We start from the raw sequence: 25841 nt of genomic DNA, 5'->3' as shown, positions 1-25841 counted from the left end.
GGACTTTTACTTTACAAAAAACAACGCTTGAAAAAGCTTAGAAGACTTAAGAAAGTAACTAGATAATTTTTCAAAGGAAAAGAATGTGAGGTTATGAATTATTTGCCGGCAAGAAGCAACCCTGCAGGGAAAGTAGAAAAAAATAAAATAGGAGGAGGCGAGGAATCTTCCCTCGCTAATCATCCTGGTACTATTTTAGCATTAGGGCATCTCTTTGCAAAAGAAATAATGAAAAAGAGCAAAAAATAGATTTTTAGTACCATTTTTTAAGTTTCATATCCATACATATTATACGAGGGGGAAATAAAAATGAAAAAAGAGGTTATTTTGATCATCTTTTTTAGCGTTTTATCGTTGATTGTATTTTCTAATGATTTTGGATTGGGAATAAAAATTGGAAAAGTAACTGAAAAACCAGCGGGAGTTTATATGAGAAGCTATATTGGAGAATCCAGTTTTATAGGATTTACTCTTACTTGGACAAATTCTGATTATTTACGAATTGACGGAGATTTAGAATTCACTACTCCAGTTTATGCTTCTGATAGCAATAAGGGTCGTTTTTTTAGTTATGGAGCTTCCCTTAAATTTGAAGCCGAAGAAAATTCAATTAATTGGGGCATGTATCTCCCTTTAACTTACAACCAGGACTCACCTGAAGAAACGATATTTTTCTTTATAGAAGTAGCGCCGGGTTTCATTTTTTATCCTGAATGGAATGTCGATTATAGAGGGGGATTTGGATTTGGTTCTAAATTTTAATTCAGATTGTTAATTTCTACTGTTCGGATAATTGTTTATAAGGTTTTTAGGTTTTTTCTATTAAGAAAAGGGAGAAAGCGAAAGAGAAGGAGGTGAAAAAATGGAAACCACATTAAATCCAGATTATACTTCTCCAGAGTCGGAAGTTTGTTATTCTTGTCTTGGGTGCATTGCATGTTTTTTTCCAAGTCTTTCGGGTTTTGGAGCTTTTGGCATAATCGGAATTGCAGACGTTGAATGAATGATTTCACGTAAAAGCAAATTCATTACGATTATCAGAAAAGGAGGTGAATGAAAATATGAATAATCTAAATCCTGAATACACCATTGAGGGGGTTGAATGTGCTGGATGTTTTATTTGTGGTGGTTGTTTAGGGACAGATGCAGATTGGTCTGCACTTATGCTCATTGGTTTAGCTACTATGGTATACGTTGGTTAAAAGTCAAGTATGATAGTCCCCTATTTAATTAAAAAAATTTTAAATATTTTCTATTTAAAAAATCCTCATTCAGTCATACTTCTAGGTTGAAAGTAGCAGTTGTTGTTTATTCAGGTTACTATTTCTCTTTTCCTTTTTAATTTTTTTGCTGTATAATTGCCATGAGCTCTCAGTTCTTGATTTTGTAATTTGTAATGATAGTCAGAATCATATTTTTTCCCACTCTTTACCAGTGAATATATTATTCTCAACAATTTTCCCGCTACGGCTAACACAGCAACAGTATGTGATTTACCTCGAGTACGTAGTTTCATGTAATAATTCTTGAAGTATTCATTGTTTTGAATAGCAACGATGGCAGCGATGTAAACAGCTTTTCTTAGGTATCTGTTACCTTTTCTATTGATGAACCAGCCTTTTTTCATTTGACCTGATTCCTCTGTACGAGGATCGATGCCAACGAAAGCCACCAGGGCAGAAGCAGAATAGAATCGGTTAATATCTCCTGTTTCTGCTACAATATTTAAAGCTGTTTCATTGAAACCATCAAGAGATTGTATTAATTCTACCTGGTTTTTAATTACATCGTTTGATGAATTGTTCAAAGTTTCTTTCAATTTTTCTTTGAAGAGCTTTTGATCTGATTCAAGTTTGAACAACAATTCTATTCTTTTTTGAAGAGCTAACTCATGCGCATCGTTGCCACTTGCTATTGAATTTTTAGAAAGTTCAATGATTTGGTCCAACTTATTTTCATCGAAATACAATTGATTATCTATCTTCATCGCATCAATAAGCTGTTTTTTGTTGGTTGTAGCGATCTTCCTTGCAGAAGGGAAGTTATACAATAAATTCATTAAACTCTTGATAAAGATATTAGATTGAAAAGATTCCAATTCAGGGAACAAAAGGTAGACATAACGTTTGATTTCATTCTTAACCCTTGAAATCTCCTCAGAAAGGTTAATGATCTCGCGAGAGTATTGAGTGAAATTATCTATCTCCTTAGAAGAAGGGATGTTGTCTGGATACTTTTCTTTCAGCCAAATGGAGATCAGCTTGGAATCAATGTTGTCGTTTTTAGAATGGCGAAGAGTTTCACTTTTTCTGAATTCTTTCAACAAAAGGGGATTAATGATATGGACATCATAATCGTGTTTAAGTAAATAAGAAAACAAATGTTGATGGTAAATAGAAGTGGATTCCATACCAATTATAATCTCTCTTTTGTTGAACTTTTTAAGAATTTTGTCGAAAGTGGTGAAACCACTCATATTCTGTTTGAATTTACCACTATCGATTTTGGTCCTACCTGAATCGGAGATGTAGTAATGAAAAGAGTTTTTAGAAATATCAATACCTACAAAATACATATTTTTTCACCTCGCTTTAGTATTGTTTGAGGATCCGCCTTTTGCAATCATCCTTCTAATACGGCCTTGAAAGGTCAATCAAGTATCGGATTTATGGGCGGAAAGTGGGTAGCGAACAAACTTTTAAACGAACTTAAAAGTTCAGAAAGAATAAGCGTTCTACTACCCACTCATTTTTTAAAGAAAATAGTTGTTTATGCTTATATTGTATCATCAAATATCATAGAAGGAAGATAAGTAATTTATTATTACAGGGAAGAGGAATTTTCCCTCTTCCTTGTAAGAGATTCATTTTTGTATGAAATATAAAGAAAGGGGTGAATAAAGGTGTATGATATCAATAAATACGCAATTTTAAATAATCATTACAAACTTTTAGAATTCCCAACATATGGTGTTTTACAGGTGAAATCAGATAATATGAAGAATAGAGATAGAATAATTCAAATAGATGGAAAAGAAAATATTGAAAAAGGTTTGTTTCTGAAACAAGCCTCTTCTTTTATAAATCACGATGCTGTGGAATTGTTTAAACTTTGCAACGGCAGTAAAACGCTCAAGGAAATATTTGAAATGTTTTCAAATGACGATAAAATTAGGCAATTTTTATTTAGAGCCATTGAAAGAAATCATGTGAGTTTGGTCGATAAACCTTCTGTTGATGGTTTAGATGTAAGAGGAACAAAAGACTTTTTCCTACCTTTACATATGTCAATAGAACTAACCGATGGATGCAACTTAAATTGTAAATACTGTTATAGAAGAGAAGATATAAGAAAAAGTACTTTTATCGATTCAGAAAAATTAAAAGTAATGGTTGAAAAATTGAATAAAGAAACTCTATCTATGGTTGAAATAACTGGTGGAGAGCCTACTTTACATCCGCATTTTACAGAGATTTTAAAGTATATCTTGGAAAGAGGTATAACGGTTGGAGTACTAACAAATGGAGTTAAATTACCAGAAAATTCAACGGAAGAGTTGGAACCATATGCAGATAAAATAATATGGGGGGTTAGCTTAGATAGTTACGATCCAGAATATCATGATAAATTTAGGGGCAAAAAAGGGGCTTGGGAATCTACTGTTAAAAACATCAAAAAATTGGTAAACCACAATTTCTTTGTTAGAGTAGCGATGGTGGTAACACCTGAAAATATCGATCATTTGGATAAAACTGCAGAATTGTCTGTGAATTTAGGCGCAAGATTTTTCACCTTTTCTGCATCACTTCCTTTCGGAAAAGGGAAAAATATCGAATGGAAAGAGGAATATGCACTAAAACTTTTTGAAGAAGGGAACAAAGTAATAAAAAAATACGAAGGAATTATACCCATAGTACAAGAAGAATCTGGGGATCTATTGAAGCATTCAAAAAATTGTGGAGCCGGTTGGAAGAACTTCACCGTTGGTCCTGATTTTGCTGTGAGACCATGTGTTATGTCAGAACCAAAAAGAGACGTTATCGGAATAATCGATCCTGATAACCCAACGAAATTTTTTGAGGATCACAAAGAAGAAACTTTTTTCTATTCTAAAATTGTTCCTCCCAATAGGGAAATTTGCGGTGATTGTGTGTTACTCCATTTCTGTTGGCCTTGTATTTTAAGAGCTAGAAAAGCGGGTGAAGATGGATTGATGGATATTGATAAATGCAAGTGGATGAATGATTCGTATGTAGAATTTTTAAAGGTAAAAGTACCAAATAGAGGAGATAAAGATGGCCTTAAATAAATTCGGTACTTTAAGTTTTGTTTTTAAATACGTAAAAAGGAGAATATGGCTTTTTATCTTAGGCATGATTCTGTTGATTGCACTCACGTTGGTTGCTCTTTTACCACCCTATCTCACAAAACTCGTTTTTGATGAAGGGATTATGGCAAGAAACATGAATGTTCTTATTAAATATGTGTTGATCCTTGTTGGTACCTATCTTTTACAAAGTATACTTAACTACAGTTCTTCCGTGTTGTTCACTTTTTTAAATCAACATACGCTTCTTGATATGAAGAAAGATCTCAACAAAAATATTTTGAATCTTCCATTAGAATTTTTTACGACCAACGAAAGTGGATATATCCTTGCCCGAATGAAAGAAGTTGACTCTTTGAGTTCCTTTTTCTCCATGAATACTCTAAGAACGATCATAAGCATCTTTGAATTTGTAGGTGCTCTTTTTATTATGTTTTCAATGAACTTCAAGCTTACTATTCTACTACTTTTAATGGTTCCTGTATTCGGTATAGTAACAAAAATCTTTGGAAGATCTCTTAAAAAATTCACTCATTCCTCTCTTGAAAAAGGTGCAATGTACAGCGGGAAATTGCAACAAGCGATTTTAGGTGGAGAAGAAATAAAGAGACTTGGCATAGAAGAAAAACAGGTAAAGGAGATAAACCAAGCGAGTGAACAATTTGCAAAGACGATGATAAAAAGGGGAATCTCGATGTCAGGGGGAACGGAGTTATTGACACTTTTTTCTTCTCTTGCAAGTGTATTTTTGCTATACGTTGGAGGAAGTGCAGTTCTAAATGAAAATATCTCTATCGGTACCTATATGGCATTCGCAGGTTATTTTTCGAAATTATATGCCCCTGTTTTAAATTGGAACACAACGATGTTGACTATTCAACCAGCCTTCGTTGCTTTGGAAAGAATTAGAAATTTTTTCTTCAAATACCAAAAAGAGGAAGAAACTGGTGATGAATTAGAATTAAACCAAATAAATGAGATAGAGATGAAAAATGTAAGCTTTAAATATCCTGATGGTAATGATTATGTGATAGAAAACTTTGATTTAAATGCCAAAAAAGGTACTAAAATACTTTTAAAGGGTCCAAATGGAAGCGGTAAATCGACGATAATAAGATTGCTTTTAGGGTTTTATAACAACTATGATGGGAAGATATTGGTCAATGGAACAGACTCGAAAAAGATCTCAAAAAAATCGTTAAGAAAACTTTTTTCAATCGTATCGCAGAGAATTTTTCTCTTAAACTCTTCGATAGCAGAAAATATAAAAATCGTTGATGAACTAGATGAGGAACAATATCAAAAGGTTTTACTTAAATCGGGCTTAAAGGAATTTGTGAATTCTCTACCCTTGAAAGACAAAACACCTGTGGGGGAAAATGGGATAAAATTATCAGGTGGACAGATCCAAAAGATAGCAATAGCTCGAGCTATCGCAAAAGCTAATTCGGACGTTTATGTTTTTGATGAAGCTACCGCACATCTAGATAGTGAAACAAGAGAGTTGATAAAGAGATTCATCAAAGAAGAATTGAACGATAAAATATGTTTAATAATAGATCATTCAAATAACTTTGATGATATTTGCAACAAAATTATAGATCTAACGAAAGAAGAACAATTAAAAAATTGATTTTTATTTCTAATTTTAAAAAAAATAGAGTAAAATCTTCCAAAAAACTATATCATAATAGGAATAAAAGAAGGAAAAGAGAATATAAAATAATTTAAAGATAACAAAAATTATCGAGCTTGATTTTAACATAAATTTTTTGTCCGATCCCTGTAATAGTTTATTGATGTATATTTGAAGCCAATTAAAAAACCTTGTACGAGGAGGTGAATGAAAATATGAATGATTTGAACCCCGAATACATCATTGAGGGAGTCGATTGTGCTGGATGTTTTATTTGTAGTTTTTGTTTATTAGGAGGTTGGTCCGCACTTATGCTAATCGGTACAATTAGTATGGTATACGTTGGTTAAAAGTCAAGTATGATAGTCCCCTATTTAATTAAAAAAATTTTAAATATTTTCTATTTAAAAAATCCTCATTCAGTCATACTTCTAGGTTGAAAGTAGCAGTTGTTGTTTATTCAGGTTACTATTTCTCTTTTCCTTTTTAATTTTTTTGCTGTATAATTGCCATGAGCTCTCAGTTCTTGATTTTGTAATTTGTAATGATAGTCAGAATCATATTTTTTCCCACTCTTTACCAGTGAATATATTATTCTCAACAATTTTCCCGCTACGGCTAACACAGCAACAGTATGTGATTTACCTCGAGTACGTAGTTTCATGTAATAATTCTTGAAGTATTCATTGTTTTGAATAGCAACGATGGCAGCGATGTAAACAGCTTTTCTTAGGTATCTGTTACCTTTTCTATTGATGAACCAGCCTTTTTTCATTTGACCTGATTCCTCTGTACGAGGATCGATGCCAACGAAAGCCACCAGGGCAGAAGCAGAATAGAATCGGTTAATATCTCCTGTTTCTGCTACAATATTTAAAGCTGTTTCATTGAAACCATCAAGAGATTGTATTAATTCTACCTGGTTTTTAATTACATCGTTTGATGAATTGTTCAAAGTTTCTTTCAATTTTTCTTTGAAGAGCTTTTGATCTGATTCAAGTTTGAACAACAATTCTATTCTTTTTTGAAGAGCTAACTCATGCGCATCGTTGCCACTTGCTATTGAATTTTTAGAAAGTTCAATGATTTGGTCCAACTTATTTTCATCGAAATACAATTGATTATCTATCTTCATCGCATCAATAAGCTGTTTTTTGTTGGTTGTAGCGATCTTCCTTGCAGAAGGGAAGTTATACAATAAATTCATTAAACTCTTGATAAAGATATTAGATTGAAAAGATTCCAATTCAGGGAACAAAAGGTAGACATAACGTTTGATTTCATTCTTAACCCTTGAAATCTCCTCAGAAAGGTTAATGATCTCGCGAGAGTATTGAGTGAAATTATCTATCTCCTTAGAAGAAGGGATGTTGTCTGGATACTTTTCTTTCAGCCAAATGGAGATCAGCTTGGAATCAATGTTGTCGTTTTTAGAATGGCGAAGAGTTTCACTTTTTCTGAATTCTTTCAACAAAAGGGGATTAATGATATGGACATCATAATCGTGTTTAAGTAAATAAGAAAACAAATGTTGATGGTAAATAGAAGTGGATTCCATACCAATTATAATCTCTCTTTTGTTGAACTTTTTAAGAATTTTGTCGAAAGTGGTGAAACCACTCATATTCTGTTTGAATTTACCACTATCGATTTTGGTCCTACCTGAATCGGAGATGTAGTAATGAAAAGAGTTTTTAGAAATATCAATACCTACAAAATACATATTTTTTCACCTCGCTTTAGTATTGTTTGAGGATCCGCCTTTTGCAATCATCCTTCTAATACGGCCTTGAAAGGTCAATCAAGTATCGGATTTATGGGCGGAAAGTGGGTAGCGAACAAACTTTTAAACGAACTTAAAAGTTCAGAAAGAATAAGCGTTCTACTACCCACTCATTTTTTAAAGAAAATAGTTGTTTATGCTTATATTGTATCATCAAATATCATAGAAGAAAGATAAGTGATTTATTATTGCAGGGGAAGAGGAATTTTCCCTCTTCCCTATAAGAGATTCATTTTTGTAGGGAATATAAAGAAAGGAAGAAAAAAATGAAAATGTTGAGAGGGCAATTTTTGATAATGTTTATTTTGATTTCTATCACCTTCACTTTTTCAGTGAGTTTAGAATTCGATAAAAGCTTTATTGTTAATCTGCTTGACAATGAAAGCGAAATATTGGATATAGCTAGTCAAAATGGTAATGTCTATCTTTTGTCAGAGAACGGCTTAGTGTATTTCATAGATTCAAAAGGAAAGATCAACAATATAATTGATTTAGAATTGGAAAGTTACGGGAAAGTTCCTGTGAAAATCATTTACAATGGTGAAGAAATAGAAAAATATCTTTTGACCGCGGGTGGAATGGATATTTACGATGATTCTTTATATGTAGCTTTCTACAACATAGTAAAAGTTTTCAATTCAGAAGGAGAAATTCTGAACACGATTACATTAAACAACGATCTTAGTATAAGCAATGTAAAAATAATTGATTCAAAAATATTCGTTTTAGATCAAATCAAGGGCCTTTTTAAAGTGAAAGGTGATACAATAGAAAGGGTATTCCCTGAACTAGGCCAAGAATCACCTGGTATGAATTATACCAATATAGAAGTAATAGGGGATACGATATACTTAGGTTACATGTATGGTAAAACTGAACAAGTTGGTCCGAAAGCTTACGCCACTTCAGAACCTTTTGTACAAGGGGTATATAAATTATCAAATAAAGATGGAAAATACATGGAAGAAGAAAATAAAGAATTAGGAGAAAATGCTGTTATCAATGAATCATTTGTGACTTTTGAAAACCATTTAATCTTGTCAAAAGGTGAAGCGGAAATATTCGTATTAGATGAAGACCTGAATATAAGATTGTATATAAATAGTCCAAATTTGCTTTACTATCCGAAGTTTGCCTTTGATGAAAATGTAAATGCCGATGGGAAAAATATCCTCTATATTTACAATCACAGAGACCTTAAGAGATATTTCTTTGAGTTTTCTCTACCACAAAAAATATGTAAATGGGAAACTTTTTAAATAATTAAAAAGTTGAAAGAGGAAAGGAAGCATGATGGAATAAAATAGGAGGAGGTTTAATGAAAATGATTATTGAAAAGAGGATGTTGTTATTTGTTCTTTTATTCATGTTTACCGCTTTTGGTGTTAGCAGTTTATTTGCTAACGAAACAAAGGAAGATATGTTTATGAATATTTCTCCATCTAAAACTATGTCTCTTACTTTAGCTGTTGATAATCCTTCTCCAATTACTGATGCATTTTCTTTTTATGATAATAAGTTTTATGTTTACTCAGATCCAGATAACCTCCTTGTGGAAAATTTTATCGAAATCTACTCAGTTATCAAACCTGATAATTATGCACCACACAGTGTTGCTCACACATTTCCGAAAGAAGAATATCAAGATTACGAATTAAGTAACTTAATCTTTGTAAAATTAGGATGGATACCAGGTGAAGGTTCAGAGTACTTTGTTGGTTATTCGGAAAAAATAAAGGAAGTAGTTGTTTTCTCTTTAGAAGGTGATTTAGTCAATACAATAGACGTAGGAATTGATTCAAAAAATGACTTATTACTTTCGTCGCCTACTAATTTTGGATTTATTCAAAATGGATCTTTAAAGAAAGAAGATTTTTGGCTTATCGATAAAAAGAAAAATGAAATTATCAGGATGACGATCTCAGGTGAGATTCTTTCTTCATTTCCTGCAACGTCAGGAATAAAATACGAGGGTATAGATGCCCAACAATTTGAAGCAGCCTTAACTTTTGAAAGAAGTTTATTTGTTAGAGATTCTTCAAACCATATTTTTCAATACGTTTACCCCCAAGGATTTTTTAAGGCAATATTTGTAGAAGAATTGAAAGATGATGAGATTATCAGTTTTGCTATCGATTCATTAGGAAATATCTTCATACTTTACCATTCTACATCAGACAACAAGCTCAAAATGGCTGTACTTGTTGAAGAAGATGATGGGAAATATTCAGCTAAAATATTTCACGAGGAACCATTTACAGAGAAACCGATAAAATTGTTGGCGCACAGAGGATTTTTAATATTAGTTACTAAAGAAAACTATCAGATATATCAAACTTTACCGATAATAGAAAAACTAAAAGATGAATAACAAAAATACAAGAAATAAAAAATAGCTTGTAGTTAAGGTCAAGCAAAAAAGAAATAAAATATTTAATTTGTATTCATATACAACATTTCTTCAAAAGAGGAGATGGGATATGATTAGAAGAAAAGTTATGTTTTTGATGTATATTTTGCTAAGCTTATCTCTTTTAGCTAATTCTTCTAACATCTATTGTGTAATTGAAGAACATGTTAAAGCACTAGACACTTATGACAAAAGAATTTTCAGTAACCAAGTGAATCAACTAACCATGGAAGAACAATTAATTAATTTTAATGCCATTCCATCAACAACTTTCACTTTTAATCAAAACGACTATAGTATAAATATTTCTAAGGACTTAAGAGATATCTTGTATATGGGGAAGATAAAAGAAGAAAAAGAGAAAGAAATAATCAAAGCAAAATTTCAAGAAATAAATGTGGAACAAGAACTTATAATTTCTGTATTCTCGTCATTTTTGAATTACTTCATTCAAGGAGAAATATTAAAAAATTATCAAAATTACTATTCTTAATTATTATATCACATTGGCCCCAAAATATTATACCAATGCTCCCAGTATATCCTCCAATTTAACTTACAGAAATTCATATACATTCGATGATCCAAATATTTCATATTCGTTAAATCTTGAAAATACTTTTAATGTGGGGGATTTCTTCTCTTTATCTCCAAATATATCTTATAACGTCTCAAATGGTTTTTCTGTTGGAATATCTTTCAAAACTATATCTACTTTCCCTCCGCAGAATAATATCGATGATTTAAGACTATTAGTGGAAGAGCAAAATAACAATCAAATAATGAATATTTATAATATTCAAAATAATATCGATAAATGGGAATCATCCGTTGAAATCTATTCTATGAATTTAGAACAATTAGAATATTTATTAACTCGTTATCCTAATGATTTAAAACTAATATCAGATTATTTAATAATATACTCTTCTCTTCTAAATGCAAAGGGTAATTTAGCTTATTATTGTTTCCTTATGGAATGTGAAGTTAATACGTTAGAAAAGAAATATAATTTAATTACCAACGAAAAAGAGGAATAAAATTAGTATCCTCTAATATATGTTTCAGATTGGAATAGGTTTAAATGTCTCCAACTCCTTTGAATCGTATCGTATCGTATGCTGGGTTGGTCTTTTCCCATCGAATATCAATCGTGATATATTTTGTGTTTTTCAGAATGAAACCATATTATTTAATCCTTTGTTCATATTCAATTTTATCTACCAGCACTTTTTGAAAGAGAATCCTGCGAAAACTTGAAATAGATTTTTTGTTGTGGTATAATCTTATGAAAGTGATGACCTTTGGTCATTTTTATTTTATTAGAGGGTAAAAATATGAGGCGAAATAGTTTGGAGAAGAAAAATAAAGAGGGAAAATTGAATTTAATAATGAATGTAGCAGAAAAAATTTTTGTTGAAAAAGGTTATGAGAAAGCTACAATGACCGAAATTGCAAAGAAAGCTAATCTTGCAAAAGGGACGTTGTATTTGTACTTTTCAAGCAAAAAAGATCTATATTTTACCTCTGTTGAAAGAGCGTTATCTGCTTTGCTCAGGTCTATTATTGAAAAATTTTCCTCTTGTAAAAACGGTTTTGAAAAGGTTGTATCAATGGGAGAAACATACGTATCATTCAGCCTTGAATATGTTGATTATTATAAGTTGATATTGAATTATGAAACCTTGGAAGTTCGTTTCGATGACAAAGATCCCCATGTGAAGAAGGCATATGAAAAGAGTGAAGAGATTTTTAAGTTGTTAGTTAGTTCCGTTGAAGAAGGGATAAAAGATGGTTCAATAGACGAAAGATTAGAGCCTATAAAGATCGCAATGGTTTTGTGGAGTGAGATAACAGGAATGGTTCAGCAAGCAAGTCTTCGAGAGACATTGTACAAAAAATGGGCGGGGTTGAAACCTCAACAAATATATGAGTATTACATAGAAGTAACAAAAAAGATGTTGGCTTCTTCATCATAATCACACATCTATCAAGAGAGCTTTTACAAATTCATAAAATAACAGTCAGGAGGTATGTGGATGCACAAAGTCGTAATAACTGGTATGGGAACAATAAACCCGATAGCAAAGAACACACAGGGATTTTTAGAAGGTTTAAAAGAAATGAGAAGCGGCATAGATAAAATAACTCAGTTTGATACCTCTGATCATAAAGTTAAGATAGCTGCTGAAATAAAAGATTTTGACCCCGAGGAGTACATGGATAGGAAAACTGCCAAACGTTATGATAGGTTTTTGCAATTAGCTGTTGCTGCCTCAGATGAAGCTATTGAAGATGCCGGATTGTCTCAAGATCAAGATTGGAGAGAAAATGCTGCAGTAATAATAGGTTCAGGAATAGGCGGTTTTAAAACTCTGTATCATGAGTTTGGAGTAATGAACGAAAAAGGTCCGAAGTATGTTAGCCCTTTTTTAATACCTATGATGATTGCCGATATGGCAAGTGGAGTTGTTTCTATAAGGCATAAATTAAAGGGACCAAATTTTACTACTGTTAGCGCCTGTGCTTCAGCTGTCCATTCAATAATAAGTTCTGTTATGTTGATAAGAAGTGGAGAAGTTGATGTGGCAATAACGGGAGGTTCCGAAGCGGTTATTGATCCTATGCCAATAGCAGCTTTTGCCAACATGATGGCTCTTTCTCAAAGAAATGATGAACCACAAAAAGCATCAAGACCTTTTGACAAAGATAGAGACGGGTTTGTGATGGGAGAAGGAGCTGGGATATTAGTTTTAGAATCAGAAGAACATGCAAAGGCAAGAGGAGCAAAGATTTATGGATATATAGCAGGATATGGAATGACAGGGGATGCTTACCATATTAGTCAATCTGATCCGGAAGGTGAGGGGGCTGCAAGAGCAATAAAGAACGCCTTAAAAATGGCTGAATTAGATCCTTCTAAGGTGGATCTTATAAATTGTCATGCTACCAGTACCCCTGTTGGAGATAATTCAGAAGTAAAAGCTATTAAAAAAATATTCGGTGAATTTGCGGATAAACCGTATTTACAGTCAACTAAAACTTTAATAGGACATACTTTAGGAGCTGCAGGGGCAATTGAATTAATAGCTTCAATAATAGAAAGCCATAATCATTTTGTTCATGGAATGCCAAATTTAGAAGAGCCTGATGAAGAGATGAAAACGCTCAATATCCCAAGAGAGACTCAAGACGCTGAAGTAAACGTAATTTTAAAGAACTCCTTTGGTTTTGGGGGACACAATGCGTCTCTAATTTTTGTTAAATCATAAAAGGGGGCACAATTATGCCTAAAATAGGAATAGTAACCGATAATACCTGCGACATTGATCCAAAACAATTAGAAGAAATGGGGATAGGCTGTGTTTCATTGTATGTAAAGATGAAAGACAAGTTTGAAAAGGCTGTGGATATTGATGTAGACGACTTCTATGAGTTTTTAAAAACGTCTGACTATATACCAGCCACTTCACAACCCACGCCTCAAGATTTTGAAGAGGTATACAAAAAAATGCTTAAAGATTACGATGAATTGATATCTGTCCATCTTTCAGGAAAACTTAGTGGCACCTATAATTCTGCTAGGATAGCCGCTAAGGAAGTAGATGAAAAAAGGATCCATATAGTGGAAAGTTATGAAGCTACATGGGGATTAGGTTATGTAGTACTAGAATTAAAAAAGCTTATAGATTCAGGAGATTATAGTATAGAAGAGTTGAAGAGTTTTGTGGAACATTTTCAAGAAAAAGTGAATGTATACTTTACCGTAGGAAGTTTAAATTATCTTGCAAAAGGTGGAAGAATAGGAAAAGCAACTGCTTTTGTGGGAAGCATGTTAAACATTAAACCATTGTTAAAACTGGAGAATGGTGAAATATTGCCCGTTAAAAGGATTAGAGGATACAATAAAATAATTAAAGAGCTTACTACATTGGCAATGGAAGAAAAAGGCAGAGGAGAGTTAAAGAATATAACCGTTGAACATACAGGGAGCTTAAAAATAGGTGGCGATTTGTTGGATGAAGTAGTTAAATTGGGAGTACCGAGGGAAAAGATAATCTTTGAACCGATGGATATAATAATAGGTATGCATTTAGGGCCTGATTCTGGTGGAATAGTAACTACATGGGAGTGAAAATTATGAATATAGAGGAAATAATGAAAATATTGCCCCACCGTTACCCTTTTTTGCTTGTTGATGGGGTTTTAGAATTAAATGAAGAAAAGATCAAGGCGTTTAAAAACGTTAGCATTAACGAATCTTTTTTTCAAGGTCACTTCCCAAATTATCCCATAATGCCGGGAGTACTTATTGTTGAGGGTATGGCTCAAACTGCTGGATTATTGCTTCTAAAAGATACCGATGAGAATGTAATTCCTTTGTTTACGGGTATAGATAAGGCTCGATTTAAAAAGGAAGTAAGACCTGGAGATAAATTGATATACGATCTAGAAATTCTACAGAAGAAAGCAAACATGTTCAAATTAAAGGGAATAGCTACAGTGGAAGAACAGGTATGTGCACAAGCAGAGATAATGGTAGGTATCAAAAAGAGTTGAAGATGGAGGTGCCGAATTGGAACCAGTAAAAAATAGGGTTACTGACTTATTGAAAATTAAATATCCCATATTAGAAGGCGGAATGGCATGGGTGGGTACTGCAAAATTGGCTGCAGCTGTTTCTAATGCTGGTGGATTAGGAACTATAGGTTCTGGAAACATGGATGCAAAACTTTTGAAGAAACAGATTGATTTAATAAGAGAGATGACCGATAAACCTTATGCCGTAAACGTTATTATGCTTAATCCTCATATAGATGAAGTCATAGATTTGATAATTCAAGAAAAAGTGCCTGTTGCCATTTTAGGAGCTGGAAATTCTAGCAAATACATTCCCTTGCTTAGAGAAAATGGGATAACAACATTAGCCGTAGTCTCATCGGAAAATCTAGCTTTGAGGTTAGAAAATGCTGGCGCTGAAGCTATAATAGGTGAAGGAATGGAATGTGGTGGACACATTGGAGATGTAACCACTATGGTTTTAGTTCCAAAGCTTTCCAGTATCTTGTCGGTTCCTGTAATCGCAGCAGGTGGAATTGCTAACGGGCCTGGTGCGGTTGCAGCCTTATCCTTAGGAGCAGAAGGCATTCAGATGGGGACTCGCTTTATAGCCACATATGAATGTGAAGCCCATGAAAATTACAAAGAAAAAATAATAAATGCGGGTATTAGAGACACCATAATTACTGGTCAGAAAATGGGTCATCCAGCTCGCATAATAAAAACAAAGTTCGGTAAAAAAATAGCGAAGCTAGAAGCATCTTCACCTGAAGAAGCAGAAGAAGCTTTGGTAGGCAGCCTTATGAGGGCTTTCTTGTACGGTGATGAAGAAAGCGGGTCTTTCATGGCGGGACAATCCTCTGGTTTGATCGATGAAATAAAAAGTGTTAACGAAGTTATAGAAGATATAATGTCGTATATCTTGAAAAATTACGACTTAGAGAAAAATGTCGATGAAAGGAGGAGATAAGTTTTGCGATGTTTTGTGTTTACGGGGCAAGGATCCCAATACCTGGGAATGGGAAAGGATATATTAGAAAAAAAGCCTGAATATGAGTTATATTTTGATAAAGTAAAAAATAAGATTAGAGTAGACATAAAAAGTATAATATTTGGAACTGATGAAAAAGAGCTTACCTTAACCCAAAATGCACAAGTTGCCATACTAACAATTAGCTATATGAAATATTTGAATGCTTTAGAAGAAGGTCTCAAACCTGATGTGGTAGCTGGTCATTCTTTAGGGGAATGGACAGCACTTTTAGCAGCAAACGTGATCAATTTTGAAGAGGCAGTTGAAGCAGTTTATTATAGGGGATTGTACATGAGTGAAGCTTTTGAACCAGGAAAAGGCGGTATGGCAGCTGTAATAGGCATGGATTTAAATGAGATTGAAAAAGTTTTAGCCAATTATCCAAACGTTCAAATAGCTAATTACAATTCTCCCTCACAAATTGTAATTAGTGGAGAAATGGAAGAGCTTTTGATCTCTATGGAAAAGCTCAAGGAAGGAGGAGCCAGAAAGGTCGTACCGTTGAATGTAAGCGGTCCGTTTCATTCGAAATTTCTAAAAGATGCAGAAGAAAGGTTAAGAAGAAAAATTGAACATTTAGAATTCAAAAAACCAAGGGTTCCCATTGTTCAGAATGTGACGGCGAAGTTTGAAACAGATCCTGTTTTCATCAAGGAAAATGTAATTAAGCAAATAACTTCTCCCGTTAGATGGATAGAGTGTATTGAGGAATGTGTGAATAATGGTGTGGATGAATTTGTTGAAATTGGACCTACAAATGTGCTCACAAAATTTATTAAACAAATAAATAAAACCGTTAAACTACTTAATATATAAAAATTGGGGGTGTTCCCTTTGAAATTAAATCAAAAGATTGCGATCGTAACAGGTGGCTCTAGAGGAATAGGGAAAGAAATATCTCGGAATTTCATAAAAGAAGGTGCCACCGTAATAGCGATCGCTATAGATGAAAGACCTCAAATAGAAGAAAATGAAAAAAGTGATTTTCCAGAAGATAGGTTCATTTATTACCAAGCAGACATAACCGATTTCAATGCGATTAGCGAAATTGTGACTGAGATATATAACAAATACCAAAAAATAGACATATTAGTAAACAATGCCGGAATGGCAAAAGATAACTTCTTGGTTATTATGAAAGAAGAAGATTTTGATAAGGTAATTCAAGTGAATTTAAAAGGAACTTTTGTTATGACAAAAGCGGTTGCAAAGATAATGAGAAAACAAAAGTTTGGGAATATAATAAGCATGGCGAGCGTGGTAGGAATTGAAGGTAACATCGGTCAAACTAATTATTCGGCAGCAAAAGCAGGTATAATAGGAATGACAAAATCTTGGGCGAAAGAACTTACAATGAAAGGAGAAAATATCAGAGTAAACGCTATTGCGCCAGGATTTGTTAGAACAGGGATGACCGAAAGTTTAAAGGAAGAATTAATAGAGTATGTTGTAGAGAATACGTGTTTAAAACGATTGGGAGAACCTCAGGATATAGCAAAATTAGCCGTATTTTTAGCCAGTGATGATTCTTCCTTCATAACGGGACAAGTTATAAGGATAGACGGTGGATTAAGAATTTAATTATACTGAATTAAAATCCCGAGGCAATTAAATGTACAACCTCGGGATTTTGTTTTCAAAATAGATGATACACTTTAAAGATTGAAACGGTTATAAGGGAAGTTACCGCCATAATCTTGATTAGTATATCTAGAGAAGGGCCAACAGTATCTTTCAGTGGATCTCCAACTGTATCACCCACAACTGCTGCTTTATGGGCATCGGTACCTTTCCCTTCTCCTTCAACGCCTCCAGCTTCTATTCTCTTTTTTGCGTTGTCCCAAGCACCTCCAGAATTAGCTGTAAATATTGCTAACATAACACCACTGAGAGTAGTTCCAATCAAAAGTCCTCCTACAAAGTTTGGTCCTAGTAAAAATCCAGAAATTATAGGGGTTAGAGTGGCGATAAGGGCAGGGAATTTTATTTGACTTAGCGAACCTTCACTACTAATCCTGATACATCTTTCGTAATCTGGATCTGTTGTGCCCTCCATCAATCCAGGGATTTCTCTAAACTGTCTTCTTACCTCATCCACCATCTTGTTAGCTGCATTTACCACGGCATTTATTAGAAAAGAACTAAAAAAGAAAGGTAATGCCGCGCCGAAAATAGCACCGGCTATTGTTCTAGAATCTATCATGTTCAAGATCAGAATATTTTCTAAATGCCCTACTCCTCCATCTCCAGGACCAGCTTGAGAATAAATAAAAGATGCGAAGAGAGCTAATGCCGCTAAAGCAGCCGAACCGATAGCAAAACCTTTTCCTATAGCAGCCGTTGTGTTCCCTACAGAGTCTAGTTTATCGGTTATCTCTCTAACTTCAGGCGGCAATTTTGCCATTTCGCTTATCCCACCAGCATTATCTGCTATTGGACCGTACGAATCAACTGAAACCGTTGTGGCAACGAAAGAAAGCATACCCAAAGCTGCCATTGCTACACCATACAATCCTGCTATTTCGAAGGACACAAGAATTCCCAACATCAAAAGGAAAACAGGCAAAAGAACGCTTTCCATTCCCAACGCTAATCCTTTTGTAATGACAATAGCTGAACCACCCTTAGCGAATTCACTCAATTCTTTTGTAGGATGGTATGCATCATTAGTGTAATATTCTGCTATAAGTCCCATAAAAATACCGTCTACTATACCGATGAAAGCTGCCAACCAAGGGGAGAAGTATCCCAATCTGAAACCGATATTTTGAAATTCGGTAATACTGATGCCCCTCAAGTAGAAAAAGCTAAGGAAAAAAGTTAAAATTACAGTTAAAAATGCTGATGTCATCAAAGATATATTCAAATCTCTATGGGGATCATTTGAAGGTTTTTTTAAGATTATATACAATATTCCAATCATCGAAGAAATTAATCCTAAAGATATAAAAAGTATAGGATAGTAAGTTAATCTCATTGTGGAATCATAAGAAAAGTTTTGAGGTCCCAAAAGGAAATGAGTATATAATATTAGAACTATAGATGAAATTACCGCACCTACATAACTTTCCAACAAATCTGCCCCAAGTCCTGCAACATCTCCAACATCATCTCCCACGTTATCGGCGATAGTTGCGGGATTTCGTGCATCATCTTCCGGTAAAGCCAATTCTGTTTTTCCAACCAAGTCTGCTCCCATGTCCGCAGCTTTTGTGTAAATTCCTCCACCAACCCTATCAAACATAGCGATTATTGAGCATCCAAGGGCATATCCTGAAACAGTCATGGTGAAAGGAATATAATTTATTCCCAACCAATTGACTTTGATTACCAAATTTTCTGCAGAAAGCTGTCCTAACCAATTTCCAAAGATAATATATACTAAAAATAAACCTAATAGAGCCAATCCAGAAACGCTAAGACCCATAACGCTTCCACCTTGAAATGCAACTTTCAGAGTTTTTCCAATACTTTTCTCTGTACGAGCTTTATTGCTAACTCTGACGTTAGCGTAAGTAGCTATTTTCATACCTATGTATCCAGCAAGGGCACTCATAAAAGCCCCCATTACAAAAGCGGCTCCAACATACCACTCTACCACGATACCTAAAGCTAAAGCGATAAATATTCCATAAATCGTCAATACTTTAAGCTCGTGGTTAACAAAGGCGGAAGCACCAATTCTAATAGCCTTTGCAATGTGTTGCATCTTCTCTGTACCTTCGTCTAAAACAACGACCTGTCTAAAGTTAACACTTGCAAATATTAAAGCTATTACTGGAACTATTGCCAGAATCCATAGACTACCCACTGTTTCACCTCCAAAGTGTTGTGAAATTTGAAGTATAACATTATACCCCATTTTATTATACCATCCTCTACTCAAAAAAATAAGTTTTAAAAATGGCAGTTAAATGTGATTAGGAACAATTAAACGACTTTAGAAACAATTAGAAGGATATTTCTTCCAAAGGGTATTTATTGTTTTTCAATTCACTTTTGATAGAATATATAGTAGTAATAGAATTTTTCAGGAAAACTAATATGCCTATTGCGTTAAATATCACAAAAAAGGAGGAGTTAATTTGTTGTCGGAAATGAGTTTAAAAGATTTTTTAGAAAAGCTTTCGTCAAACGAACCAGCTCCCGGCGGCGGAAGTGCTGCGGCATTGGCGGGCTCTATAGGAGCCAGTTTGGGATGCATGGTGGCAAATTTAACTATCGGCAAAAAAAAGTACGAAGATGTGGAAGAAGAAATGAAAGATTTGAAAGTAAAGTTTGAAGAGTACAGAGACAAATTCCTTCAACTCATGGAGGAAGATGCGCAAGCTTTCAACGAGGTGATAGAGGCATTAAAACTTCCAAAAAGTACCGAAGAAGAGAAAAGAGCAAGAAATGAAAAAATCCAAGAAAAAACAAAAAAGGCAACACTTTTACCCCTGCAGATAGCCAAAGACGCGTTGGAAGTTATGGAACTTTCGGGGATTACAATAGAAAAAGGGTACAAAATGGCTAAAAGTGACGCAGCAATTTCTCTTGTAATGGCAAAAGCAGCGGTTGATGGTGGATTATACAATGTAAAAATAAACCTTCCATCTATTAAAGACGAAGATTTTCTAAGAGACATTAACAGTCAAATTGAAAAAATTGAAGGAGAAGCGAACACTCTTGAATTAAGGCTGCTTTCCAAAGTTTATATATAATAATTTAATTAAGGGGGTGGAACATAATGGCCGAAGAAGAATATTTAAGAGAAGAATTAATAAAAAAGAAGAAAACTTTAGAGGCACAGAAGAAATCTATAGAAAAGTACATGGGCCCTCATGAGCATGATGAATCTCTTGAAAAAGAATGGGAAAGGATTAACCAAGAGTTAGAGCAAATAGAAAAACAGCTTAAAGAAATAGAAAATTAATAAAACATTGGCCGGGTTTTTCTTCCCGGCCCTTATGTTTATAAAACTCATTTGATTGGGATTTTAAGGGTGAAAATAAGTTTGATTTTCTAATAATTCTTCGATTGGGACGTTTCGAATTTCCCTCGCGGGAACGCCAACGTATATTTTTTTTGGTTCTAAATTTTTAGTGACTACGCTCCCTGCACCAACCAAAGCATCCTCTCCAATTATTATTCCTGGTAATATTGTTGCATTAGCTCCTATTCTAGCCCCTTTTTTGATAGTAGGACCTTTGAAAAGTGTTTTTCTTTTCTCCGTTCTCCCCAAAAATTGATCGTTGGTAAAGGTAACTCCCGGAGCTATGAAGCAATAATCTTCTATTGTAGAAATGGCGGTAACGTAAGCCTCTGTTTCTATTTTTACGTAACTACCTATTTTGCTTTTATTTTCTATTGTTGCGCCTTTTCCGATGATAGTATGTTCTCCGATTTCCACATCTTCTCGGATGGTCGCCAAATCTCCAATAAAAACGTCATTTGATATTTTAGTACCTTTATATAAGATACAACATGCTCCCACGATTACATTATTGTTCAAAATTAAGGGAGAAAGATCTTTTGTTTCGGTTGTGGCAGAATTTTTAGCTTTAAGGGGTGATTTACCTATTATACAATTATCCGATATTGTACAGTTTTCTCCAATAATACTACCTTCTTTAATTATTACATTGTTTCCAATGATAGTACCTTTTTGAATAACAACATCTTCTTCAATTATTACATTGTAACCTATTTTAACGCTAGTATCAATTTTGGCACTTTTGGCTATATAAGACGACATTTTTATCCCCCTTAGTCTTATAAAAATTGATTTTAACTGTACTCTTTTAAAACTTCCTCAAATATCTTATCGTCTATCAAACCTTTAACAGTTTTTCCCTTTTTGATCCTTTGTCTGATATAAGTGGAAGATATTTCAACGATAGGACTTTCCAATTTTACATAATCAAAGTCTACACTGTATGAATTTTTTTCTTCGAAATATCTGGGATAAACTACTAATTTTACTTTCTTTAATATTTCTTCCCATTTATACCATTTGTGAAAGTTTTTAAGGGAGTCTTCACCTATCAAAAGATTAATGTTTTTATCAAAATTTGATAAATATTCTATGGTCCTTATTGTGTATGATGGTGAGGGTAGTTTATTTTCTATATCGCTTACTTCGAAATAATGTTCAAAAAAAACCCTCTCACACCAAGAATACCTCTTGTCGAAATTTGCTATGAAATCTATGCTTTTGTGTGGGGGATTTTTAGACGGTACTATTAAAAACCTATCAGGGTTAAATTCATCATAAGCTATTTCGGCAATTATTCTATGACCTATATGAGGAGGATTAAAACTACCTCCAAAAAGCATTAGCATAATAAACACCTTTTCTTATGGTATGTATTCAAAAGAAAAATTTCCAATGTACACCGTGTCTCCTTCTTTAACTCCTGCATTTCTTAGAATTTTATTCAATCCGTTTTTTTCTAATGTATTTAAAATTAACAGACGAGAATCTTTTTGATGGATATCGTATCTACTTAGCAACTTTTCAATGCCGTCTCCCACAACTTCAAATGTTTCATTATCCAACTTTACAACGTTGATTTTTATAAAAGGATCGGGTTCATAGTTGACAGGTTGTATTTTTATTTTTTCTGTGACATTGGATTTTAACCTTTTTTGGAAGAACTTTTGCTGCTCAATTTTTTCTTTGCTTATATGACTCCATACCATAGTTATGAGCTCTTGAATGTTTTCACCAGTATAAGCGGAAATTGGGAAAATATCTTTTCCCGTTCTATTTTTGAAATCCGTCAATCTCTTTTCGAGGGTGTCTTTGTCTACCGCATCTATCTTATTTGCAACAATAATCTCTTTCTTTTTCAAAAGAATATGAGAAAAAGACTCTAATTCTTTTCTAATATTTATATAATCCTCTACCGGGTCATCTCTTTCAAAACAAGATATATCGATAAGATGTACTAAAACAGAACATCTTTCAATATGCCTTAGAAATTGATCTCCTAGACCTTTTCCCAAATGTGCTCCCTCTATAAGGCCGGGGATATCAGCTACTACGAAAGAATAATCTGTGTCGACTTTTACCACACCTAAATTTGGAACTATAGTTGTAAAAGGGTAATCAGCGATTTCCACTTTGGCGTTTGAAATCCTTGAAATTAATGTTGATTTACCAACGTTAGGATAACCAATCAAGCCAACATCTGCGACAATTTTTAAAATGAGCTTTAGATTTTTGACTTCACCTTCCACACCTTTTTCAGCGATCCTTGGAACTTGTAGAGTTGAAGTTGCAAATCTTGCATTTCCTCTGCCACCCTTACCACCACGAGCAACAACCAAATATTGCTGTGGAGCTTTTAAATCTGAAAGCAGTTCGTTGGTTTCAAGATCATAGATACAAGTGCCAACAGGTACCTCAATCAAAACATCTTCTCCGGCTTTTCCAGCTTTATTTTTATTTTTACCGTTTTCCCCGTTTTCTGCTCTAAAAATCTTCTTGTATTTAAAATCTACCAATGTATTTTTATTGAGGGTTGATTTGATGATGATCGAACCACCATCTCCTCCGTCTCCACCATCTGGTCCGCCTTTTTCTACAAATTTTTCTCTTCTAAAGCTTACAGCTCCATCGCCTCCTTTTCCAGCAATCACTTTGATGTTCACCTCATCTACAAAATCACCGATCAAAACGTTACACCTCCACTTATTTATCAAAAATTCTTTTAATAGAATTTTTATCGAATCCAAATTCTTCTTCCTCGTTGTTCCCTAAAGGTTCTACGTGGATCATCACATCTTTTATGTAAGGATTTATTTTCTTTAATTCCTTTTCAACTTGCGACGCTGTTTCATTAGCTTCTTTTACGCTCATTTCTTCTTCGACTTCGATATGAAGTTCGACAAAATAAACATATCCTGCTTTTCTCACCCTGATTTTATGAGGATTATTGGCTTTGCTAACTTTTTCAACGGCTTCTAAAGTATTGTAATAAATTTCTCCTAATTCTTTTGAACTACCCATAAACTCATCTGAGGTTTCTAGAAACATCTTTATTCCAACTCTGAATATGAACGCGGATACAATAATCGCCACCAGCGAATCCACCCACATTATGTTTAACGTAAGGTAAAATATAATGCCAATTAATACAGACAAAGAAGTTAAAATGTCATTTCTCATATTTAAAGCATCCGCCACTATAGAAGAGTTTCTTATTTTATTTCCGACGGAGAATTTATATTTGTATAAAAAATATTTGGTAAATATCGAAATCAAAGAAATCCATAGCACTAAATAAGGCCTATAAATTGAAAAACTATGGGTTATTATACTTTGAATGGCACCTATGAGAACTTGAAAACCGGCGTAAATAATCACTAAAGATAAAACCTTAGTAACTATCGTTTCAGCTCGTTCATGGCCAAAAGGATGGCTATCATCTGCGGGTTTACTTGAAATTTTCGATGCAATTAAAGTTAGTATGGAAGTTATTATATCCGTTGTAGTATCTATTCCATCAGCTAAAATCGCCATGCTCCCCGTAATGAAAGAGATAACTAATTTAAAAAAAGCAAGAGCACCGTTTATTATTATTCCCATCCAGGAGGCATTTGCGGCTAATTTTTCTCTTGTTGAATTAATCTGAAAATTTTCTTCATTTAGTGTTTTCTTCAAATAGTATTCTCCTTTGTTGACTTCAGTGAATGTCAGCTAAAATTGAAATTCAATACACCTATGTGCATTGCTTATTATACCACAAGTAATATTCTTTGAATGCAATTTTTTTTCACATAAAGTTCTTTTATGATATAATTTAAATGAGTAATTAAATGGGTGAGCAGTGGGGCGAAAAGTGCCAAAGCAACTAAAAGCTGTATAGAAGACAAAAAAGGAGAGTGAATCTAATAAATATTTTAAACATCAATGGTTTAGTTCCAAAGTTGCCAATAATCCAAGGGGGCATGTCCGTTGGTATTTCCCTTGATAATTTAGCATCTGCGGTAGCAAACGCCGGAGGGATTGGAGTAATAGGTACTGCAGGAATCGGCTTAATAGAAAATCCTGAAACGAGAAAAGTGAAAGAAGCTAATATAGAAGGCCTCAAAAAGGTTATTAGAAAGGCAAGAGAAAAGACAAAGGGAATAATTGGCGTTAATATAATGACCGTTTTGACTGATTATAAAGAGCTTGTGAAAACAGCGATAAAAGAAGAAATAGATTTAATAATATCTGGAGCAGGATTGCCTTTAAGTTTACCTGAATTTCTAGATAAAGAATCTAAAACAAGGTTAGTTCCTATAGTTTCTTCTTTAAAAGCTGCCCAAATAATATTCAAAAAATGGTGGATGAAATATAAGTACATTCCTGATGCATTTATTGTGGAAGGTCCAAAAGCCGGAGGACATTTGGGATTTAAAAAGATGGATATAGAGAATCCTCAATTTCAACTCGAAGTTACCGTTCCTCAGATAGTAGGTTTTTGTGAGGAAATTAAAAAAGAATACAATAAAGAAGTACCTGTAATAGCTGCTGGTGGTATCAATAAACCTGAAAAAGTAAATGAAATATTTGCATTAGGTGCGAAGGGGATACAAGTAGGAACTCCTTTTATAGCCACGCAAGAGTGTGATGCCGATATAAAATTTAAAGAGGCTTTGATAAATGCTAAAGAAGAAGATATAGTAATAATTGAAAGTCCCGTAGGCCTTCCGGGAAGAGCTATCAAAAACAAATTTATAGAAGATGTTTCAAAAGGGATTAAAAAGCCATTCAAATGTCCTTATCACTGTATTAAAACGTGTAATTTTGTTGATGCTCCTTATTGTATAGCCCAAGGGCTGCTTAACGCGGCAAAGGGGAATTTAGATGACGGATTTGTTTTTAGCGGACAATACGGTTACAAAATCGATAAAATTACAACGGTACAAGAAGTAATAAACTATCTTTTTGGAATCAACGTAGATAAAGTGAAAGAGCCGTCTCCTCAACGCTCATAGAGACGGGAATTTGTGACGAGTTCAGCTAGTCACAAAAGTTGAGAAGATTCATTCCATGCGAAGAGGTTCTAAGTATAAATTTAAAAATTTTAAAGGCAACAAAAAATAAAAAAGAGGAGG

The 25841-nt window shown here is 33.8% G+C and carries 30 protein-coding genes; 23 read left to right on the top strand and 7 right to left on the bottom strand.

The window, feature by feature from the left end; all coding sequences use genetic code 11:
• Positions 1–93: 93 nt before the first annotated feature.
• The 4 genes from PMOB_RS10585 (at position 94) to PMOB_RS10575 (ending at position 1202) form a co-directional block, all read left to right on the top strand.
• Positions 94–249, top strand: coding sequence for a hypothetical protein (locus PMOB_RS10585; protein ID WP_155811063.1), 156 nt, complete (start codon positions 94–96; stop codon positions 247–249).
• A 60-nt stretch (positions 250–309) separates the two neighbouring features.
• Entirely contained in the window at positions 310–762 is a 453-nt protein-coding gene (locus PMOB_RS05415; protein ID WP_012208872.1) for a hypothetical protein, read from the top strand.
• 100 nt (positions 763–862) lie between these two features.
• Positions 863–1003: a hypothetical protein gene (locus PMOB_RS10580; protein ID WP_155811062.1), complete on the top strand. Its 141-nt coding sequence runs from the start codon at positions 863–865 to the stop codon at positions 1001–1003.
• Between the two features lie 58 nt (positions 1004–1061).
• Positions 1062–1202: a hypothetical protein gene (locus PMOB_RS10575; protein ID WP_155811061.1), complete on the top strand. Its 141-nt coding sequence runs from the start codon at positions 1062–1064 to the stop codon at positions 1200–1202.
• 110 nt (positions 1203–1312) lie between these two features.
• Here the strand turns inward: PMOB_RS10575 and PMOB_RS05410 are convergent, their stop codons facing one another.
• The gene (locus PMOB_RS05410; RefSeq protein WP_012208365.1) at positions 1313–2575 is read right to left on the bottom strand and encodes an IS110 family RNA-guided transposase; all 1263 of its coding nucleotides are present in this window, start codon (positions 2573–2575) and stop codon (positions 1313–1315) included.
• Between the two features lie 93 nt (positions 2576–2668).
• On the opposite strand from PMOB_RS05410, the gene PMOB_RS10810 reads away from it, so the two are divergent.
• The 4 genes from PMOB_RS10810 (at position 2669) to PMOB_RS11020 (ending at position 6313) form a co-directional block, all read left to right on the top strand.
• On the top strand, positions 2669–2812 hold the full coding sequence (locus tag PMOB_RS10810) for a hypothetical protein (RefSeq protein ID WP_012208871.1): 144 nt from the start codon (positions 2669–2671) through the stop codon (positions 2810–2812).
• 90 nt (positions 2813–2902) lie between these two features.
• The gene (locus tag PMOB_RS05405; protein ID WP_012208870.1) at positions 2903–4309 is read left to right on the top strand and encodes a radical SAM protein; all 1407 of its coding nucleotides are present in this window, start codon (positions 2903–2905) and stop codon (positions 4307–4309) included.
• On the top strand, positions 4296–5960 hold the full coding sequence (locus PMOB_RS05400; RefSeq protein WP_012208869.1) for an ABC transporter ATP-binding protein: 1665 nt from the start codon (positions 4296–4298) through the stop codon (positions 5958–5960). The genes PMOB_RS05405 and PMOB_RS05400 overlap by 14 nt, the downstream gene beginning before the upstream one ends.
• 218 nt (positions 5961–6178) lie before the next feature.
• Positions 6179–6313 (top strand): hypothetical protein, encoded by a 135-nt coding sequence (locus PMOB_RS11020; protein WP_269207882.1) that lies wholly within the window; start codon positions 6179–6181, stop codon positions 6311–6313.
• Between the two features lie 110 nt (positions 6314–6423).
• Here PMOB_RS11020 and PMOB_RS05395 read toward each other — a convergent pair whose 3' ends face one another.
• Positions 6424–7686: an IS110 family RNA-guided transposase gene (locus PMOB_RS05395; protein WP_012208365.1), complete on the bottom strand. Its 1263-nt coding sequence runs from the start codon at positions 7684–7686 to the stop codon at positions 6424–6426.
• Positions 7687–7779: 93 nt separating this feature from the next.
• Between PMOB_RS05395 and PMOB_RS10805 the strand changes: the two genes are divergently transcribed.
• The 12 genes from PMOB_RS10805 (at position 7780) to PMOB_RS05340 (ending at position 17330) form a co-directional block, all read left to right on the top strand.
• Complete coding sequence (locus tag PMOB_RS10805) at positions 7780–7923, top strand: hypothetical protein (protein ID WP_012208868.1); 144 nt, start codon at positions 7780–7782, stop codon at positions 7921–7923.
• Between the two features lie 89 nt (positions 7924–8012).
• Positions 8013–9005, top strand: coding sequence for a hypothetical protein (locus tag PMOB_RS05390; RefSeq protein ID WP_041534074.1), 993 nt, complete (start codon positions 8013–8015; stop codon positions 9003–9005).
• Between the two features lie 59 nt (positions 9006–9064).
• Complete coding sequence (locus tag PMOB_RS05385) at positions 9065–10117, top strand: NHL repeat-containing protein (protein WP_012208866.1); 1053 nt, start codon at positions 9065–9067, stop codon at positions 10115–10117.
• A gap of 109 nt (positions 10118–10226) precedes the next feature.
• Complete coding sequence (locus PMOB_RS05380; RefSeq protein WP_012208865.1) at positions 10227–10649, top strand: hypothetical protein; 423 nt, start codon at positions 10227–10229, stop codon at positions 10647–10649.
• Between the two features lie 13 nt (positions 10650–10662).
• Positions 10663–11196: a hypothetical protein gene (locus PMOB_RS05375; RefSeq protein WP_012208864.1), complete on the top strand. Its 534-nt coding sequence runs from the start codon at positions 10663–10665 to the stop codon at positions 11194–11196.
• A 297-nt stretch (positions 11197–11493) separates the two neighbouring features.
• Positions 11494–12135 carry a TetR/AcrR family transcriptional regulator gene (locus tag PMOB_RS05370; protein WP_012208863.1) on the top strand — a complete coding sequence of 214 codons (642 nt, stop codon included), beginning with the start codon at positions 11494–11496 and terminating at the stop codon, positions 12133–12135.
• A 60-nt stretch (positions 12136–12195) separates the two neighbouring features.
• Positions 12196–13428, top strand: coding sequence for a beta-ketoacyl-ACP synthase II (gene fabF, locus PMOB_RS05365; RefSeq protein ID WP_012208862.1), 1233 nt, complete (start codon positions 12196–12198; stop codon positions 13426–13428).
• A 14-nt stretch (positions 13429–13442) separates the two neighbouring features.
• Positions 13443–14291 (top strand): DegV family protein, encoded by an 849-nt coding sequence (locus tag PMOB_RS05360; protein WP_012208861.1) that lies wholly within the window; start codon positions 13443–13445, stop codon positions 14289–14291.
• A gap of 5 nt (positions 14292–14296) precedes the next feature.
• Positions 14297–14716 (top strand): 3-hydroxyacyl-ACP dehydratase FabZ, encoded by a 420-nt coding sequence (fabZ, locus tag PMOB_RS05355; protein WP_012208860.1) that lies wholly within the window; start codon positions 14297–14299, stop codon positions 14714–14716.
• Between the two features lie 16 nt (positions 14717–14732).
• Positions 14733–15686 carry a nitronate monooxygenase gene (locus PMOB_RS05350; protein WP_012208859.1) on the top strand — a complete coding sequence of 318 codons (954 nt, stop codon included), beginning with the start codon at positions 14733–14735 and terminating at the stop codon, positions 15684–15686.
• Positions 15687–15689: 3 nt separating this feature from the next.
• Positions 15690–16565: an ACP S-malonyltransferase gene (gene fabD, locus PMOB_RS05345; RefSeq protein WP_012208858.1), complete on the top strand. Its 876-nt coding sequence runs from the start codon at positions 15690–15692 to the stop codon at positions 16563–16565.
• A gap of 18 nt (positions 16566–16583) precedes the next feature.
• A complete protein-coding gene (locus PMOB_RS05340; protein ID WP_012208857.1) occupies positions 16584–17330 on the top strand; it encodes a beta-ketoacyl-ACP reductase in 747 nt (248 codons plus the stop codon).
• 55 nt (positions 17331–17385) lie between these two features.
• Here the strand turns inward: PMOB_RS05340 and PMOB_RS05335 are convergent, their stop codons facing one another.
• Positions 17386–19611 carry a sodium-translocating pyrophosphatase gene (locus PMOB_RS05335; protein ID WP_049755287.1) on the bottom strand — a complete coding sequence of 742 codons (2226 nt, stop codon included), beginning with the start codon at positions 19609–19611 and terminating at the stop codon, positions 17386–17388.
• 223 nt (positions 19612–19834) lie between these two features.
• Between PMOB_RS05335 and PMOB_RS05330 the strand changes: the two genes are divergently transcribed.
• Positions 19835–20452, top strand: a complete 618-nt coding sequence (locus tag PMOB_RS05330; protein ID WP_012208855.1) for a cyclodeaminase/cyclohydrolase family protein — start codon at positions 19835–19837, stop codon at positions 20450–20452.
• 26 nt (positions 20453–20478) lie between these two features.
• Positions 20479–20664: a hypothetical protein gene (locus tag PMOB_RS05325; RefSeq protein ID WP_012208854.1), complete on the top strand. Its 186-nt coding sequence runs from the start codon at positions 20479–20481 to the stop codon at positions 20662–20664.
• Between the two features lie 63 nt (positions 20665–20727).
• Here PMOB_RS05325 and PMOB_RS05320 read toward each other — a convergent pair whose 3' ends face one another.
• The 4 genes from PMOB_RS05320 to PMOB_RS05305 are packed head-to-tail and all read right to left on the bottom strand — an operon-like array spanning position 20728 to position 24399.
• Positions 20728–21486, bottom strand: a complete 759-nt coding sequence (locus PMOB_RS05320; protein WP_012208853.1) for an N-acetyltransferase — start codon at positions 21484–21486, stop codon at positions 20728–20730.
• Between the two features lie 32 nt (positions 21487–21518).
• Entirely contained in the window at positions 21519–22073 is a 555-nt protein-coding gene (gene nadD, locus PMOB_RS05315) for a nicotinate (nicotinamide) nucleotide adenylyltransferase (protein WP_012208852.1), read from the bottom strand.
• Between the two features lie 15 nt (positions 22074–22088).
• Positions 22089–23411 carry a GTPase ObgE gene (gene obgE / locus PMOB_RS05310; RefSeq protein WP_012208851.1) on the bottom strand — a complete coding sequence of 441 codons (1323 nt, stop codon included), beginning with the start codon at positions 23409–23411 and terminating at the stop codon, positions 22089–22091.
• Positions 23412–23427: 16 nt separating this feature from the next.
• A complete protein-coding gene (locus tag PMOB_RS05305; RefSeq protein ID WP_012208850.1) occupies positions 23428–24399 on the bottom strand; it encodes a cation diffusion facilitator family transporter in 972 nt (323 codons plus the stop codon).
• 221 nt (positions 24400–24620) lie between these two features.
• Here PMOB_RS05305 and PMOB_RS05300 point away from each other — a divergent pair, with 221 nt between their 5' ends.
• Entirely contained in the window at positions 24621–25721 is a 1101-nt protein-coding gene (locus PMOB_RS05300) for an NAD(P)H-dependent flavin oxidoreductase (RefSeq protein ID WP_012208849.1), read from the top strand.
• The last annotated feature ends 120 nt before the right edge of the window (positions 25722–25841 follow it).

The organism is Petrotoga mobilis SJ95, from assembly GCF_000018605.1.
In the GTDB taxonomy this organism is placed as follows: domain Bacteria; phylum Thermotogota; class Thermotogae; order Petrotogales; family Petrotogaceae; genus Petrotoga; species Petrotoga mobilis.
This window is presented reverse-complemented; position numbering and strand designations above follow the sequence as displayed.

What these genes read in the sequence shown, in the direction of transcription:
- PMOB_RS10585 (WP_155811063.1), top strand. Translation starts at nt 94, where the DNA reads ATGAATTATTTGCCGGCAAGAAGCAACCCTGCAGGGAAAGTAGAAAAA.
- PMOB_RS05415 (WP_012208872.1), top strand. Translation starts at nt 310, where the DNA reads ATGAAAAAAGAGGTTATTTTGATCATCTTTTTTAGCGTTTTATCGTTG.
- PMOB_RS10580 (WP_155811062.1), top strand. Translation starts at nt 863, where the DNA reads ATGGAAACCACATTAAATCCAGATTATACTTCTCCAGAGTCGGAAGTT.
- PMOB_RS10575 (WP_155811061.1), top strand. Translation starts at nt 1,062, where the DNA reads ATGAATAATCTAAATCCTGAATACACCATTGAGGGGGTTGAATGTGCT.
- PMOB_RS05410 (WP_012208365.1), bottom strand. Translation starts at nt 2,575, where the DNA reads ATGTATTTTGTAGGTATTGATATTTCTAAAAACTCTTTTCATTACTAC.
- PMOB_RS10810 (WP_012208871.1), top strand. Translation starts at nt 2,669, where the DNA reads ATGGGCGGAAAGTGGGTAGCGAACAAACTTTTAAACGAACTTAAAAGT.
- PMOB_RS05400 (WP_012208869.1), top strand. Translation starts at nt 4,296, where the DNA reads ATGGCCTTAAATAAATTCGGTACTTTAAGTTTTGTTTTTAAATACGTA.
- PMOB_RS11020 (WP_269207882.1), top strand. Translation starts at nt 6,179, where the DNA reads ATGAATGATTTGAACCCCGAATACATCATTGAGGGAGTCGATTGTGCT.
- PMOB_RS05395 (WP_012208365.1), bottom strand. Translation starts at nt 7,686, where the DNA reads ATGTATTTTGTAGGTATTGATATTTCTAAAAACTCTTTTCATTACTAC.
- PMOB_RS10805 (WP_012208868.1), top strand. Translation starts at nt 7,780, where the DNA reads ATGGGCGGAAAGTGGGTAGCGAACAAACTTTTAAACGAACTTAAAAGT.
- PMOB_RS05390 (WP_041534074.1), top strand. Translation starts at nt 8,013, where the DNA reads ATGAAAATGTTGAGAGGGCAATTTTTGATAATGTTTATTTTGATTTCT.
- PMOB_RS05385 (WP_012208866.1), top strand. Translation starts at nt 9,065, where the DNA reads ATGAAAATGATTATTGAAAAGAGGATGTTGTTATTTGTTCTTTTATTC.
- PMOB_RS05380 (WP_012208865.1), top strand. Translation starts at nt 10,227, where the DNA reads ATGATTAGAAGAAAAGTTATGTTTTTGATGTATATTTTGCTAAGCTTA.
- PMOB_RS05370 (WP_012208863.1), top strand. Translation starts at nt 11,494, where the DNA reads ATGAGGCGAAATAGTTTGGAGAAGAAAAATAAAGAGGGAAAATTGAAT.
- fabF (WP_012208862.1), top strand. Translation starts at nt 12,196, where the DNA reads ATGCACAAAGTCGTAATAACTGGTATGGGAACAATAAACCCGATAGCA.
- PMOB_RS05360 (WP_012208861.1), top strand. Translation starts at nt 13,443, where the DNA reads ATGCCTAAAATAGGAATAGTAACCGATAATACCTGCGACATTGATCCA.
- fabZ (WP_012208860.1), top strand. Translation starts at nt 14,297, where the DNA reads ATGAATATAGAGGAAATAATGAAAATATTGCCCCACCGTTACCCTTTT.
- PMOB_RS05335 (WP_049755287.1), bottom strand. Translation starts at nt 19,611, where the DNA reads ATGGGGTATAATGTTATACTTCAAATTTCACAACACTTTGGAGGTGAA.
- PMOB_RS05325 (WP_012208854.1), top strand. Translation starts at nt 20,479, where the DNA reads ATGGCCGAAGAAGAATATTTAAGAGAAGAATTAATAAAAAAGAAGAAA.
- PMOB_RS05320 (WP_012208853.1), bottom strand. Translation starts at nt 21,486, where the DNA reads ATGTCGTCTTATATAGCCAAAAGTGCCAAAATTGATACTAGCGTTAAA.
- nadD (WP_012208852.1), bottom strand. Translation starts at nt 22,073, where the DNA reads ATGCTAATGCTTTTTGGAGGTAGTTTTAATCCTCCTCATATAGGTCAT.